General features: G+C 44.4%; 6 protein-coding genes. All 6 read left to right on the top strand.

Annotation, left to right across the window (positions count from 1 at the left end):
* Positions 1-4: 4 nt before the first annotated feature.
* The 6 genes from GSF04_RS09745 to GSF04_RS09720 are packed head-to-tail and all read left to right on the top strand — an operon-like array spanning position 5 to position 16320.
* Positions 5-1978: a hypothetical protein gene (locus tag GSF04_RS09745; protein WP_211859410.1), complete on the top strand. Its 1974-nt coding sequence runs from the start codon at positions 5-7 to the stop codon at positions 1976-1978.
* A complete protein-coding gene (locus GSF04_RS09740; RefSeq protein WP_211859409.1) occupies positions 1979-5083 on the top strand; it encodes a poly-gamma-glutamate biosynthesis protein PgsC/CapC in 3105 nt (1034 codons plus the stop codon). It abuts the gene before it with no gap.
* Positions 5070-7322, top strand: a complete 2253-nt coding sequence (locus GSF04_RS09735) for a hypothetical protein (RefSeq protein WP_211859408.1) — start codon at positions 5070-5072, stop codon at positions 7320-7322. Before GSF04_RS09740 ends, GSF04_RS09735 begins: the two co-directional genes overlap by 14 nt.
* The gene (locus GSF04_RS09730) at positions 7309-8061 is read left to right on the top strand and encodes a hypothetical protein (protein ID WP_211859407.1); all 753 of its coding nucleotides are present in this window, start codon (positions 7309-7311) and stop codon (positions 8059-8061) included. Before GSF04_RS09735 ends, GSF04_RS09730 begins: the two co-directional genes overlap by 14 nt.
* The gene (locus GSF04_RS09725; RefSeq protein WP_211859406.1) at positions 8040-12263 is read left to right on the top strand and encodes a hypothetical protein; all 4224 of its coding nucleotides are present in this window, start codon (positions 8040-8042) and stop codon (positions 12261-12263) included. The genes GSF04_RS09730 and GSF04_RS09725 overlap by 22 nt, the downstream gene beginning before the upstream one ends.
* Entirely contained in the window at positions 12253-16320 is a 4068-nt protein-coding gene (locus GSF04_RS09720; RefSeq protein WP_211859405.1) for a poly-gamma-glutamate synthase PgsB, read from the top strand. The genes GSF04_RS09725 and GSF04_RS09720 overlap by 11 nt, the downstream gene beginning before the upstream one ends.
* Position 16321 lies beyond the last annotated feature (1 nt).

The following is a 16321-nucleotide window of genomic DNA, read 5'->3' as shown; positions in this document are numbered from 1 at the left end:
AGGCATGTCGGTTTTTAGTCAATTAAACTTTATAAAACGCCAACGTGAGTTTTGGCTATTTATGAGCTTATTCGCTATTTTGTTGATCGCCTCAGCATCAGGCTTATATAAACAGGTAAACCTAATTGGATTACAATGGTTTTCTAAGCTCAACACCACACAAGCAACGCAAGTAGTCGTGATTGAAGCAGAAAACTTACAGCAACAACATCAGCAGTTGGCAAAAATACTCTCTGACTATCAACCAAAAGCCGTTGTGTTTTTTGCAAATACCGAACTTTCGCCACAACAAAACGACCGCTCGATTTACTATCCATTCAATACGCAATCGGTTTGTCTGTTGGAAACAGAAAATTGGTATGGCAGCGCAATCAGCCTTGCACCGCCAGCAAGCACATGTGACATACTGTGGGATAAAATATTCCCGCAGCATGGTGAATACCTCAACAAAATCATAGACTACTCACTGCCTTATTATTCACTGCCAAAATTCAGTGCGCAGAGAGTACTTGATGGTGACCTATTCACAGCACAACTCAGCGAAAAGGTCATCTTAGTTGCTCAGCATTCAAAGTTTTCACGCTTGAATAGTAATGCTTATTTTGGCGCGCAAGAACTTCCGCCAGTTTACCTACAGGCATTTATCGCCAATAGCTTTGCATCCGACAGCTTTATTCAGCCTTTAAATAAAGTGACGATAGTCGCACTCATGGTACTAGCATCAATATTTTTCTTAGTGTGGTACCAAAGAAATGCGACCAAGACCAATGTCATCATTGCAATATCCACCAGCATATTACTGATCATAAGTGGCCTTGGCGCGCATCATTGGTACTCAGTGTTATTGCCGCTTGGTGAGCTGCTATCTTTGATATGGCTGACGCTACTTTGGGTGTTTATCTCTTTGAAATGGTCAGAAGAAGAAAACTTAAAGTCTCTCATAGCCCTGATCCAGCAACGTATGATGGGTCGATATCTACCACGGCACTTTCTCGAGCATAATGAACCTTGGGATGCAATCATCCAACTGGTTAATCAGCAGCTTAATCTGAGAAGAAGTATCTTTCTCACTCGCTTAGAGGGTGACCACCGAGTAACTGAAATACGCGCAATACACTGTCAGCTCAGTGATATCTTAGAGATGCGACGAGATTACGAGCGAGTACCTTATTCCGATGCAATCAAAGCGTTTGGTGCTATCAAAATTACCCGCCCTTTCTTCCAACATCTAGCGGAAGATGAGCAGCAGTATATTGCACCCTTGATGTACGCAGGAGATGTTCGGGGTTTTTGGGCGCTAACCGTCACTCCTCAAGACAGTTTTGATGAGCAAGCGTTTATTAAAAATGTAAATCTCTTTGCACATCAAATTGGTGAATTATTATTCCACTATAAAGTGTTTTCTGCTGAGCAAAAAAACCTCAAAAGCACACTGACTCGGGCGCTGACCTTTTCTCTGAAAGAGCCACTAAGTCATAAAATCAAAAATGCAATTAATGAGATGGATCAAAAGCTCACCTCACTGGAGCATGTCTTCAACCAGCTTCACAGTGCCAGTATTTTATATAACTTATTTGGCCAAATTGTGCAGGTAAATGAATCTCTTGAACGCTTTGCGAGAGAGCATAAGCTGTCTATTTTCGACATGTCCGCCTTAGACTTACTTTGTCGCTGTACCGAGATGGATAGTGAACAAGCTAAAGGAAAGCTGCGCTATTTAACCTTAAAACGTGGCAAAATCGTATTACCCGTATATTTAGACAATCGAACTTATTTACTGAGCATTCGCGCCTTACTCAAACAATCAACCAGCCTTAACGCTAGTACCCCATTTGAAACCAGCGGGGTGTTATTTGAATTTATTGACCTTGGCGAGCAGTTATCTCAGCTAGATGATAAAGAAGCCTTTTTAACACACTTGTCAGAGCAGCTTGCGGTTAACGAGCAACTTTTGCCTGAAGAGTGGGATGAGGAATAGATGGACTGGACGCTGATGCTATTCCCAAGTGCGGGCGGACTTGGGCAGTCCGTTATCACGTGTGTTTGGATAGGCATCGCGGTTGTCGCATTTTTCAATCTTAGGTTTGGCTTCCCGTTAACTGGTTTAGTGGTGCCAGGTTACCTAGTCCCTTTATTTATCGTGAGCCCAACATCGGCTTGGGTGATCATTGTTGAGGCCATTGTTGTTTATGGCTTAATGCGGTTTTTTGCCAAAACACTTGTTGAGAGACTGGGCTATGCAGAAATGTTTGGCCGTGACCGATTTTTTGCCATCGTTTTGTTAAGCATTATTGTTCGAGTTACCATGGATGTGCTGTTTTGGCCGCTGGTCGCCGCGTACTTAACACAATGGGACATCACTTTTGATTACGCCGCACAGCTGTATAGCCTCGGGCTGATTATCATCGCCTTGACCGCCAATGTAATGTGGAATGGCGGCTTTAAATATGGCATAAAAGTCACCGCTATTCAGTTGGTTGTTACCTATATCATCATTCGTTTTGGATTGATGACGTTCACCAACTTTAGCATTGCCAATCTTGCCGTCATGTACGAAGCTGTTGCGGCCTCCATTATTGCAGCCCCTAAAGCTTATATTATCTTGGTGATCACCGCTTTTATCGCATCAAGGGCTAATTTAAAGTACGGCTGGGAATTCAATGGCATTATGCTGCCAGCGCTGCTAGCTCTGCAACTGATGCAACCCACTAAGCTGCTCACATCATTCGTAGAAACAGCGATTATTTTAGTCTTTGGATATGTAGTCTTAAACTTTACTCGTTTAAAACACGCCAATATCGAAGGCGCGCGACTCATGCTACTGTTTTTTAATATCGGCTTTGTCTACAAACTGATTTTAAACTACGTTGTCGTCGGTTACTTCCCAACCTTAAAAGTGACCGATACCTTTGCTTTTGGCTACATGCTATCGACCTTACTCGCCCTTAAAATTTACCAAAAAAATGCGCTAGGCCTTGTGATCCGTGCAACTTTTCAAACTTCAATTGTTGGTGGCTTTATCGCCATCTGTATCGGTTTTGCAATTATGGTTATTCCAAGCCTATTCGTACAAAGTAATACATTAGCGATAAATGAAACAGCCAGCGATTTAACGCTTGGCCAAGTGATCAGTAATTACAAGAGCCAGCTGTATACTCAAAATGCGGCTAACGTTAATGTCAGCCAATATGTGACCGAGCAGCAACGTAGCCACTTTAAACAAGCAATTAGGTTGCTTAAGCAAGATAGTGAGTCACACTATGTCGAGGCCGCCACCTTACTGCGTCAAGCCGACTTTTCTTTGCAACGTACAACACAATTTTTAGTAATAAAAGACAATCAACAAGATCACAAGCGCGGTCTGTTTATCATTAATTTAGCTGCTCAAAAAGCCCATATCATCAGCGTCCCCTACCCCACTGCAGAGCGGCTTGCCAGTGAGGCTGGTGGGATATTGTTTTCCTACTGGCAAAGCCAGGCAATGGCGTTTGGCAATGCGCGACCTAACCAAAGTGGCGATAAGAACGGTAAACAAAGCGAGTTCTATAGTGACTTTTTTATGGCGATGGATATTCCAGAGGTCGTCCAACTCAGAGAAATTAATCGGCAAGTAAGCCAATTGATGCACCAACACAGTTTAAAAGAAGACGCACAGATGTGGATATTTAACAGTGTGCCAAGCTCAGTGCAACAATCTGAACTTGCTACCTTGTTTAACATCAACGATGCACACTTTGGTCTCGCGGCAAATGCGCCTTTACCTTACAGCCAATTCCATGGACAGATGATTGAGGCGTATTTAAGCTCGGATAGCTATTCGTCGTTGCTAAGCGCATATGGCCTGCAACGCATCGACAAAGACATAGATAAAATAAGCACAAGCGATGAGAGCATACAGGCACTTATTGAAGCATTTTCAAGTCACATTAGCGCCAAAGGCAGCGGTGCATTTAGTGCACTGAGCGATACCAGTGCTGCATTGTGGGAATATGAAGTGTTAAGGCCGTTATTTGCTATCACCCAAAACCTTGAGATAGTAACAACGCCAGAAACGCTTGAGGTAAGGCTGAGTCAGATAAATCGCGTAGCAAACCTATTACAGTACCAATTAACTTTAGTTGAAAATAATCAAGGGCAATTCGTTGCGCTTTCTCCTTTAGATACCAAATCTGCCTATGATTTGGGTCAAGGGGTGTACTTTATTGCCTTGCTGGCTAAACCATCCCTCACCATTGCGGTGCCTAGACCACTCTTTGAAAGTAACACGCTGGAGTTCTCTGGGCAGTTGTTTACGGCCACCCATGCAAAGTTACTGGCAATCGCTGGTGCTCATCCGTATACCAGCATCGATGCAAATGTAATGGCAGCCGACAACGTGCGGTCATTATTTAATGTGGTGTATCAAAGTGCACAGCGCTACTTTTATGACAACCCCTTACTTAATTTACAGATCCGCAGTCATAGCGCGCCTGCAAGCATCAGACCTTCAGCGCTTGCGTACCAATTTACAACGCCTAACCCTATTCATAATGACACCATTGCTACACTACAAAGGGTGCTAGCTGATCTTGGTGTTAATACTCAAACCGTTTCAGGACAACAAGCAACAAGAGGCTTAGAACTCGGTACCACACCACAGTCGGGATATCAGCTGTTCGCGCCAAAAAGTGAGTTAGCGGCATTGTGGTTGGCATCGGATTTTAAATCGCACTTTGCCATTACCAACGATGCTTTATTGCAACGCCTTTTAGCCGTTGCACACACACCTAGGCTCAAAGTAATCGATTTGCTTGCCCTCTCTCCAAATGATTGGCATGAGGCCAGTGCGCAATTTATTGACGCACTTAAAGTAGCCACAGGGCGCTACGCCACCACCCAACATTTACCGGTGCTCCAAGCACTTTGTCAATTTGAAAGCCAGTGTAAAATAAGCGCCTTTAGCACGCATAGAAATGGTGAGCTGGGATTAATGTTTACCCGAGATAACGCACTGCTCGCGCTATACTTACCAAGAAGAAATCGCGTTATTGATTTAGCCACTTATGCAAAAGCGGTTCATGAGGGGCGTTATGTACTGGATTAAGCAGATATTACGATTTGCTATTTTTACAGCTTTGCTGCTGCTTTTTGTTTGGTTCGCCGTCACTTTATTTGTGTGGGTAAAATCTGCGGAGCCTTCAAATACCTCGACCCTGTTTAATATCCGCTCCAATGTTCATTGGCTAAAAACCGACAGGGCACTGAAGTTTTCCTTTTCTGCGTCTCGGACCATGTCTCTCCGGGTGTTGTCTAATGGAATATTCGAATCGCAGCCGTTGGATGATCAGCCTGTCAACTATGCTATTGAATATCAGTTACTTGATGCAAAAGGAGCGATTATTTATCGCGGTACTTATCATCATGCAGCTAAAGCTGCCTCGAACGACTTTCAGCAACAGGTAAAACAGATCATTGAAAACCGTGAAGCGTTGGCCGTGGCGTCTGGGCAATCCTTTTATTTAAATCGTAAAGAGTTACAACAAGCTACGACTATCACGTTAAAGCTAATACCAGAAAATGCTCAGCTTAAAGGTGTGGTGGTACGCGTCCATGCCCAAACCAGTAACAGTATTACCGACCCCGCCAAAGCATGGCTGAAAAGGCCAACCGAATGGCGTGAACGCATGACGAATTACCACACCATAGGTGAAAACGCCTTAACCAACGAAGAAAAATACAATTCGGTCATGTTAGATTGGCAAAAGCTAGCGCCACAGGGCGTGCCTAACATCGACTTTCGTGCTGACTTGTTATACGAGTCACTGCCCTACAATGTGCTTAATCATGATTTTTCGACCCAGCTAGACTTAGATAGTTTGTTTATTTCTGAGCAGCTAAGCGCGAGTTTTCGCGTCTATGAACACACGGAATATTTATTAAGCCATTCCGAGAATGCAAATCTTACTTTTGTTTGGCACGATTTACGCCAACTCGACGCGCCAAAGCCACTAATGCCTGAGGTGCTATCCGCTGCGCAAGCTAAACTAAGCAACTTACCAGCTGGCCTTGTTACCGTTAGCGCAAGCGCCCCCACCAGCATTCGGGTATTTAGCAATGGCGTCGACCCTATAGTCCCGTTGCATAGTTACTATTATATGCTCAACGCGCAAACGCCGGCTTACTATCAAGTCTCTCCTAAAAGCGATATCGCTTTAGAGTGGCGTGCGCCCATTGGCAGCACTCTCTCTGTGAGCCTCTATAGCAACAATGAGCGGATCAAGGACTATGTTTTTACCGCAACGGCGGAGCAAGCTTTGTTTGATAGACTGATAACTGAAACCACGGAGCGACAAACCTTACCAACCGCAGAGAAGCGTTATTTGGCAATACCAAATAACGTTAATCAAATCAAAATTGAAGCCGAAGACGCGATGGTGAAGCTGCAAGCTCGCAGTCCAACATTTAATTATCTGAGCCATCGTTGCGATTCGGTGTGTGACCCTGAAAGTCCAGTTTATCAAGGGATTGATGCATGGTTTAGCCAAAAGGCCGACAACCATTATCTCTTTCACACTCAAAAGCAGATAGCATCGGTGCGCTTATTTGAAGCGCCACCTGAAGTACCTGAGTTGCTGCCTCAATACCGCTCCAAAGACTTAGATCAGCTTTTAGCTGTATCGGATATCGCGTTGGTGCCCATTGAGCAAGCTTACTTTGATAACTCAGTACCGCAAATGGAGTTTGAATATCGTCAGGTAGCCAAATCTGCACTCTTTAAGCTCGGTAAAGCAACAAGCTACCCAAGCAGTGTGATTGTGAAGCAACAGCATAAACCTACATTATTTGAAGTTCCGTTAAACAGCTTACAAATAGAGGAGTTGGTGAACACCCAAGCACTTTTCATCAATCAAGGGATCCCAAGAACCGTGCGGAAGATCCGCCTGTACAAAGTGGCAAAAACAACGCCATTTACCGTTGCTGTTAGCGAGGATAACTTGCAACCTAACGCTTTGGTCGTCAAAGTGTTTAGTGCTGAACCTCAAGCTGAAATCACGGTAGCAACCGCCCTAGATAGCACTAAGGTCATCACCCCAAGCGATGAATACACGATTTTAGCTAAACACTTTGTACTACACCTAAACCCTGCACAAACGAGGATGTTTTTTAACCCTAATCACACAGAGCTGTACGAGTATCCAAGTATTACTTTGCCGCTGTTTCAAGACTTAACATCGCCTAAAACCATGACGCTTCGCTTTTCACATGATGTTTGGATAAGTGTATTAGAGGAACATGAACAGCCTGATGCAACATTAAACTGGTGGCAAGATGAAACGCCTTAGTCGCTACGCACTTTACATTGCATTATGCTTGTCATTGAATGTTAACGCTGCGATTCCCGACAGCAGCAAAATGGCGCACTGGTTTAAACAACCTGTAGCACTCGATGGCTGGCAATTTACGCACCAAGCAGAGCAATTTACATTGACGCCAAAGCCTCAAAGTGAAGCGCATGGCGAAGTCACGTATGCGCCTAAACACCGGCCTTGCGTGGTGTCTGTTCCACATCGCTTTCATGATAAACATACGCAGACCATTGGTGAGCACATTTTCCAGCACAGTTGCCAAGTGTTACTGAACAACACAAAACACAGATACGATAACAATGACATTGGTAAAAACTATGATTACGCCAAGCAACCTCACAATATTCACGCGTCAGCTATCGTAGCTTTTACATCTTTACACCCAACAGCAAAAGTGTTCCAAATACATGGATTTAGTCAGAAGAAGCGAAAAACCGACGGCGGTAAACTAAGCGAAATAATTTTGAGCCAAGGCAAAACAAATGACGACACACTATGGAAGTTGAAGTCTTGTCTTGTTAAGCAAGGTTATCGGGCGCTGATTTACCCTCAAGAAGTGCAAGAACTTGGCGGGACGCAAAATATCATGCATCAGCTTGCGCTTCCTGAATATAGCTTTATCCATATTGAGCTAAGCTATCAAACAAGAAAGCAATTAATTAATAACAATCAACAACTAGATCAGTTTACTAAATGCGTGCAATCACTTTTATAATGACACTACTGCTGTTTGCAACGATATCCCGAGCCAATGAGGTAGGGATACAAACGGCTGCCCAATGGGTTGATCTGTCACGTATGCAATTTATCCAAGCCAATGCTAACAAGCACTTTGCACCTCGGCAAAAAGCGTGGCTGTTTTTGCCAAGTCACGCATGGTTAGTCACAACACCAAGTGCCCTCGATACATTCGAATTTTTTGCAGGGGAAACTCCAAAGCTACGACGTGCCATTCCAACGTCCGATTGGTTATGTATTCAATCCAGATGCCAACTGAGTGCAACTGCACAAAACCGCTTAATTCAGGTTGCTTACACCGGTGATAACGCTCAATCTCTCACGCTTTGGCAAGGCAGCATGCACAGCCACAGAGATCCGTATCGAAGAGCGCTCAGACTGCCAGGACTTGACGACCAAACACTGCAATTAGCACAAGATACAGAGCGTTGGTACCATCTACAACCTACACAAGTGACAAGCGTATTCTTTGAACACGCCAAAAAGCTCAAACTAGAGGTTCGAAAAGATCTACACGCGATTGCGCAAAACGGTATTGTCACAATTAAAGTCAACGGTGAGGTTATCAGCACCATTGCAATATCAGATATCCAAGCGGATGAGTACCTTGAGCCTAAAGTCGGCTTGTCTAACCAAGATTATATCGCCATCCCGCAAGGTAGTTATCTCACTATCACAACATCGGTGCCTGCCTACCTTAACTTACTACAAATGCACCGTGGTATTTACGATGACAATGCAGGAATAAAGCAGCAAGAGTCGTTATTTAATCCGTATTGGAATAAACAGCTAAACGAGCAGCTTAGCGTCCTTTACATGAATGGAGATACTTCTCCACTCACTTTTAGCGCTTCTGACACGGCGTTGGCGGTCAAACGCAAGCAAATGCTTAACGATATTGCCTCTGCGGTGTATTTTTTAACGCCAAGCTCCCCTCAACCGCTCACTCATCATGTTGCGCTAAGTGGAGTGACACTGGGCAGCCGCAACGCCGCTGGGCAAGTGCTGCTCACTTCAAGCGCTCAGCGAGTCAATTACATTACCTCGTCTCAACCACTGAAGTATCATCTTGAGAATATAATGAGAGTTGATAATGCAATTACTTTGTATGTTCGAGCAAGAACGCAAGAGCGCTTAACCATCTCCAGCGAGCATGGCCAACATACGCTGCTTGTTGCGCCTAGCAGTCATTTTCAAAGACTTACCCTACACATAAATCCAGCATCCAAAGTTGTGATGATTGAAGGGGCTAAGCAAGCGCTTGATATCGCTGTAGCAGTAAACCGCTTACAACCATTTCCCGACTTCTTGACCATGACGCAAGAAGCACTAGGCCAATGGCCACTCGTTCAAGGTCTACTTGCAAGAAGCAAACAAAATCGAGCTGACACTTACTATTTATCTCTTAGCGTGCTGAGTGCGCCGGAACTAAGTGTTAAGACAGACAGCCACGACCAGTTTACCGCCACTAAAGTGCTTGCGGAACTACAAATGGTAGCAAAGACCAAACCACTCATGGCACTTGCGAAACTGAAGCCGTATTTGAGTGGGCATAGTGAGCAAGTTACGTTAATGGCTTGGCAACTTAATATCGCTATTTTGACTCAGCTAGAACGCAGTGGAAACGCCGAGGTGTTACTAAAATCGCTGCTAAAAAGCACTGCTCAATCTTTAAGAGAATACGCCGCTAATGAACTACTCACGAGATATTTAGCACTGAATGAATATATCCAAGCTAGCCTATTATGCGCTGCCCACGAAAGCGATATCACGCAATATCAATGCGATGATATCCTGTTGACGTACCTACTTGACTCCGGCCTTCAGCAAGAAGCGCTGTGGACAAGCCAGCAAATGGCATTAACACCAAAACAGGCCGAACAAGTCGCGGCAATTCAAACGGACGAACTAACCCTGCCTCAATACAGCCTTAATCACTATGGTTTACAAGTCGTGGAGTCAATGGATGATCAAACTGAGCTGTACCCGCTAGGTTCGGGTAAACCCATCAAACTGGTTGCTAAGACGCCTTTGACGGTCAAGCTAAGTGCACGTGCTGCGTACCAAGGACAAGAATACAAAAATACTCAATGGCTGCTGTATGAACACAACGCCAAAACCCGGATTTTACCCATCTTTAGTGATATTGCAGCAAACTTGCAATTGCAGCCACAAACCACTCGATTATCTATTGCATCGCAGCAATATATTCAATTAGCGGCAAATGAAAGTCTCACCCTTTTCAGTAATAATGAGTTGTTTGTAGAGATCCGGGTGCAACCAGACACCGCTGATACTCCGGCTTTTGTAGATAAGTCTGCACACTTGGTTAGTCGCGCTGATGCGCGCATGGTAAATGACCTCAGCGCCAGAGAAATTGCGATAAATGCCTTGTATCAATTGAGCCAGCAAACACTGTCTAATGAAGGCTACAACAGGGTCCTTCAACGTCTGCACCCGAGTTTGTCGGATGATGCCGTTTTAACCGATTTATATGCCCGCCTGATGCGCTATGGTCAATGGCTTGCTGCGGAACAATACACTAGCTATGTTGGCACACAAAAGGTAAAAGTTGATACGCTTGCGGCGCAAAGCGTTGGTGACCAGATCACCGCACACCTCACAGAAAATCCGCCGTCAGGCCTGCCACTCAGAGCAAATGAGATACTGACTATTGATTTTTCTGAGTACCAACAAGTGCAAGTAAGAGTAAAGTTTGCCTACTCTTCTGCCAAGCAAATCGTGGCACCGCCTGCTAATGTAGAGCTGGTGGGGCCAAATCAAGGTGATGTGATCTCGCTGCAGCCAACGCAACCACTCTATTACGGCATTAAACAAATCGAGACACGACAAGGACTGCTGCAATTGCGTTGGCTCAACCCTCTATCGGGGCAAAGTGTGAGTGTACGTCCGCAATACTTCGACCAAGGTCAATGGCATGATATCCCATTGGATACGAGGCAGATTTTTTATCGCTCTGATGAAACAACCCCAATCACGGCGAAATTAGCTCGAGATAGTCTGATTAAAATTGAAACCTTTGCCGATGGTATAAGAAGTGAAGCCACCTATTTTCACCCGGCAGGACAAGTATCACTAACCGGCCAACAACAGCAAACGTTAGCACGCATGTCTATCTGGACGTTAAGTCCAACATTGCATCGCGTTAACCTAGTACCTGAAGTGCCAATGTTCTTAAAAGCCAAGCAACAGTTAACACCAACAAGTGCTGAGCCCGTATTTCAGCAAGCTCGTATTGAAACTGATGAAAGTCGCACTGGCATCGAAGGCTTTTTGAATATTGATAGCGACGACATTGTACAGACAACGGAGCCTAGCCCTAGCCGTACTACACTCGATTTAGGTTTATCACTGAGAATGAAGGATGAAAATAACTGGTACCGCATCGATACTTTCTACACGATGGATAATCATCACCAAGACACTTTCTCTATCAATGGTCAATATGATTGGCTCTCGCAGCAGTCGAACTGGTTTGCAGAAGCAAGAATGCGTAATCGCTGGCAGGATGCAACGGCAATCAGTGAAACCCATTTAAGCTCTAGTATTTCGGCAAAGTTTGGCCAAATTCACCGTTATAACAGCGGTTTTAGAAGCATTTGGTGGTGGCAGCCTTTTTACACGTACACCAGTATCAGCAAGGACGAATTTATTGCAGACGAGCAAATTGGTCCTGATATGTACGCCTTTTACCGTAATAATCACAAGCACGGCTGGCAAGCGCATGCTGGGCTGCGCTATCAGCCCTGGGTTGATAGTTACTTCAGCTCCGGCGTTACCCTGACGTCAAATCAAGATTGGCAAACGCTCGACAATGCACTGTTTTCATTTGATTGGTATCAATTTTATCAAGGCCATATTTTTCATGCCGGATTAACATCAAGCTATGTATTTGCCGATCAGAACCGTCCTAATCCAACATGGCAATACTTAACTCAATTGGGTTGGCAAACGGGCTTTGACTTTAGTCATAACACCGCGGGTTGGTTAGGTGTAACTTGGACTCAAGACTGGTTTAACAATACCCATCAGGTTGGGCTACAAGTACGTTTAGGCAACTTACAGCAAACCGCTTTTGCCTCCTATGCTCACGATGAAATTATTTTTGAATCGTTACAGCTAAGTCATTTATTAGAGCAAGATTTACATGAGCGTTGAAGCCTTAAAGAGTCAATTAGAAGCCTTATTTTTTGCCGAAACTGAAAAGTTTTGGCTGAACTTGTATCAACATAAATACAGTGCGTTGATCGACGAATTGTGTGCATGGGAACTCATTTACAATCGCCCTGAAAACGAGGATGAAACCGACTGGCTGGTACTTCAATCTATCGCCTTTTTACGCCATAAAATTGAGACTCTACATGAGCAAATTTTGCTGCTTGAGGTATCCCACACCGGATTTGTACAGCGTATCGCTAAGTCTGAATTTGCCAGTGAAAAAGAGCTTCATATTATTGCATATGCTCAAGAACTTGGCACTACTAAAGCCGCGTTAGAACAAGATAAAAAAGCTTTTTCACGATGGTTTGACGAAGGCGCTGTAGTTGCTCGATATCAACATCAAGTTGCCGCTATTGAGCAACAGGTTAAATTTTTAATCGCCAAACTTGGGGCGCTAACGAATCGATATTTACGTGCTCACCACGATACCCTAGAAAATGCTTGGCAACGCTTGGATTTACAGCCATTTTGCTTAAATTTACTCGCCCATAGTCAAAATCAACATATTCGTCATGGCTTGATCCGCGCACTGGTCAATATGGTCGCAACCTTGAACAACTATGAGGTTGACTCGGAATTAGACGCAGATCTTATCGCCAAACTTATTGAGTTGCTTGAGTCTGACAACATGCCCTATCAGGCAACCGTCGATATTTTAGAGATCTTAATACATCAACGCCCCACTTTTATTCGTGCCTACATGTGGGCTTTGCTTGAAGAAGCGAACGACATTGAAAATAGTCAGCACGTTGATGCCGAAGTACTCTATATTTTGAGTATCTTTCCTAAAATTATTGTCAGCCAGCCAAAGCTTACAGAAAAAGATCTCAACATGCTTTGTGCACTCAGCGAGCACACCTTACCCAGAGTGCGCCAAGTTACGCTAGAGTTTGTCGAGTTTTATCCCACATTCTTTGCACAAGAGTTAATCGCCAAGCGGTTTGAGCAAGAGAATGAGAATGCCGTACTTTTCACCTTGATAAAGCAGTTATCCGCCGACCGCTTTTGCCAACAGGACTTTGCATTTTTACTGTGGCAACGCGTACTAACTGGCGACTTTAGTATGCAACTCAAGCGCTTAGCGCTTGAGCAAAGCGCGCGTATTATGCTGAATATGCAACTTGAATCAAATCAAGCCGAACTCTGCTTCAAACGGTTTATTGATACCTTAAATGACTGCTTATCGAACGAAAAAAACATTGCCGTTTGCCGTTATATCACCAGAGCCAGAGAGCAGCTAGGTAGCTTCTATCATCAAGCCATCATCGCGCAGCTCAACGCTTCTCTTGAAGCCAACGAACAAAGTGACGCACTGGCAACTTGGTCTCGTGATGAACTGGGCCGCTCACTTTCTTATATTGCACAGCGCGGTCAAAGTCTTAATGCCTCAAAAACAAAAGCTGGCTGGCGTATCCAACAAGGCTATCGTCAAGCAAGAAGGTTGTGGCGAGTAATACACGAAATAAGACAACCAAGTACCGATAAACGTCAAAGCTATTCCCATACCAAAGCGAAAAAGCCCAGCGTATCGATCCACGTCCCTAGCTGCACTACCGCGGAAATTAGCGAAACAAAAGTGCCGGGGGAGTTGCTCTTTAATATCGCCGAACAAACGAGTCGACCACATTTACCATTACTCGACTTTTTGCTAAGTGTACTGACTAATGACCACAGTAAAGAAGACGCCAAAACCTATACGCCGGATGGTATTTTAGCCGTTACTCCGCCATCAACTTTGTGGCGACGCCTTAAGGCGTACTGGACCATAACATGGCAGTTTGCAGAGCTAGACCGCTTACGAAAAGGCAACGAACTTGAGCAAGGTAAGTATTTGGATGCACTTAACACGCTGGGGTTTTCGCTACGCTTTAGTGCCTATGGCGACATCGCAAAAACGCCCTTTCCTGTCGCGAAAGACATTCAGCAACTTTATACTCGCTCTGGTGTAACCTCAGCGCTACTCACCATTTGGAGCAGCTTTAAAGAATACGTCGATGCCATTTATCAAAATAGTATTTCGCAGCTGGTTTTCTTTGTGCTTGCATTTATTAGCTACTTTTGGACTCGGCATATTTATGTCAGTAAAAGAATAAAGCAAAATCGCAAACACATTCCGGTGTCCATTGGCGGCTGGGGAACACGAGGAAAATCAGGAACCGAGAGGCTGAAGTCAGCTTTATTTAGCAGCTTGGCGCTGAGAGTCGTGAGCAAGACCACGGGCTGTGAAGCGATGCTTATCTATTCAAAAATTTCTGGTGAGCAATATGAGATCCCGCTATTTCGGCCTTTCGACAAAGCGAGTATTTGGGAGCAAGCTGATGTGCTACATTTTGCAAAGCAGGTAAAAGCGGACGTTTTCCTATGGGAATGTATGGGCCTGACTCCGAGATATGTAAAAATTCTAGTGCGCTGGATGAAAGACAATTTTGCTACCATTACAAATGCTTACCCGGATCATGAAGATATTTTGGGCCCAACAGGCTTAGATGTAGCAAAAGAAATGTCTGCCTTTTTGGGCTACAACACCCAAGTGTTCACCGCCGAGCAGAATATGGCCTCCGTACTCAACTTGGCGGCAGAACAAAAAAACACTTCGCTCATTCAAATTCATTGGGGTGATGGGTATCAAATAACGCCTGACATTCTCGCAAAGTACCCCTATGTTGAGCATCCGGATAACATCGCCCTAGTCTGCAAAATGGCGCAATATATTGGCATCAATAAAGACTATGTGTTCAAAGAAACGGCTTCTAGGGTTATTCCCGATGTTGGCGTGCTTCAGCAGTTTACGACCGCAAAGATTGGTGCAATCAGTCAAAGCTTTATCAACAGCATGTCTGCCAACGAACGCCTAGCAACGATAGAAAATTGGAAACGCTTAAACATCGTCGAACAGGGAAAGCAGGGGCAAATTGTTGCTCTGATTAATAATCGCAACGACCGCGTAGCGCGCTCGCAAGTATTTGCGAACATTCTGGCCAATGATCTGCATTTTGATGCCATTGTGGTGATCGGCACCAATATCGATGGCTTCTTTAAGTACTTTATGGTTGCACTGGAGAACCTCTTACACAGTATTTTCAGCAATAACGACCACAACGCACTGTGCGATTTACTCACGCGTTTTAGGCTCACATTATCGCGAGATGCGCTTATTGCATCATTAAATACTACGGCAGACAAGCTGCCTGAATCTGCATTTTCAAGTATCGACTCACTACAATCACACCTTAACAGTGAAGATGAAACACATCAGCTAATTCTAAAACGTTTTGAAGCGTGGACAATTGCCTATACGATTTTTGAAGTTGAAGATCTGAACACTAAGCTTTCGCAAACAGCAGCGCTTGCAGAGCAACTTGCCACTCTCAAATGTACGTTAGTGCATGATAGCGACATCAAGCCTGATCCCTTAAACCAAATCATTGCCAAACAAGCACTGCCAAATGAACACCAAATTATCGTCGGCATGCAAAATATCAAAGGTGCGGGACTGGGCTATGTTTACATGTGGCAAAAGTGGCAGTTGTTTAATCAGCATTGCGAGCGCCTGAGCCGCCGCAGCGTGACACAAACTGAGTTTAGAAATGGCTTAAGTAGAATTTTACAGCAAGAGGAGCTCAGCGCGATTGAATGCCAATACTTAGCTGACAAGCTCGACTTGTTCAAAATGTTGCCCAATGCCCAAAGCGAATTTAGCCAAGCCGAATTAACGCAAATAAAGCGCAAACTCGAGCAACAAACGCAACGCTTAGAAAGTAAAGATAATACTCGGGCTCGCTCGCCGCTAATACGCTTTTTGAATAAATTGGTCGAGTCATTTTTAGATGCCGGCGCGGCGGTAAAAAGAAAGAAAATAGCAGTTCAGGTATACAAAGATATCGCCGACTTTAGGATCACAATAGAAAAGGCAACCCTTATTTTAAGTGAATTAAATCGTTCGCAAAAACCGGGATGGTTGAAGTTACAAAATGGTAAGCGCCGCAAAAAATAGC

The sequence above is a fragment of the Pseudoalteromonas sp. A22 genome (genome assembly GCF_018141345.1).
GTDB classification, from domain to species: domain Bacteria; phylum Pseudomonadota; class Gammaproteobacteria; order Enterobacterales; family Alteromonadaceae; genus Pseudoalteromonas; species Pseudoalteromonas maricaloris.
Note: the sequence above shows the minus strand (reverse complement) of the source record. Positions and strands in the feature narration are given on the sequence as shown.

What these genes read in the sequence shown, in the direction of transcription:
- GSF04_RS09720 (WP_211859405.1), top strand. Translation starts at nt 12,253, where the DNA reads ATGAGCGTTGAAGCCTTAAAGAGTCAATTAGAAGCCTTATTTTTTGCC.
- GSF04_RS09725 (WP_211859406.1), top strand. Translation starts at nt 8,040, where the DNA reads ATGCGTGCAATCACTTTTATAATGACACTACTGCTGTTTGCAACGATA.
- GSF04_RS09745 (WP_211859410.1), top strand. Translation starts at nt 5, where the DNA reads ATGTCGGTTTTTAGTCAATTAAACTTTATAAAACGCCAACGTGAGTTT.
- GSF04_RS09740 (WP_211859409.1), top strand. Translation starts at nt 1,979, where the DNA reads ATGGACTGGACGCTGATGCTATTCCCAAGTGCGGGCGGACTTGGGCAG.
- GSF04_RS09730 (WP_211859407.1), top strand. Translation starts at nt 7,309, where the DNA reads ATGAAACGCCTTAGTCGCTACGCACTTTACATTGCATTATGCTTGTCA.
- GSF04_RS09735 (WP_211859408.1), top strand. Translation starts at nt 5,070, where the DNA reads ATGTACTGGATTAAGCAGATATTACGATTTGCTATTTTTACAGCTTTG.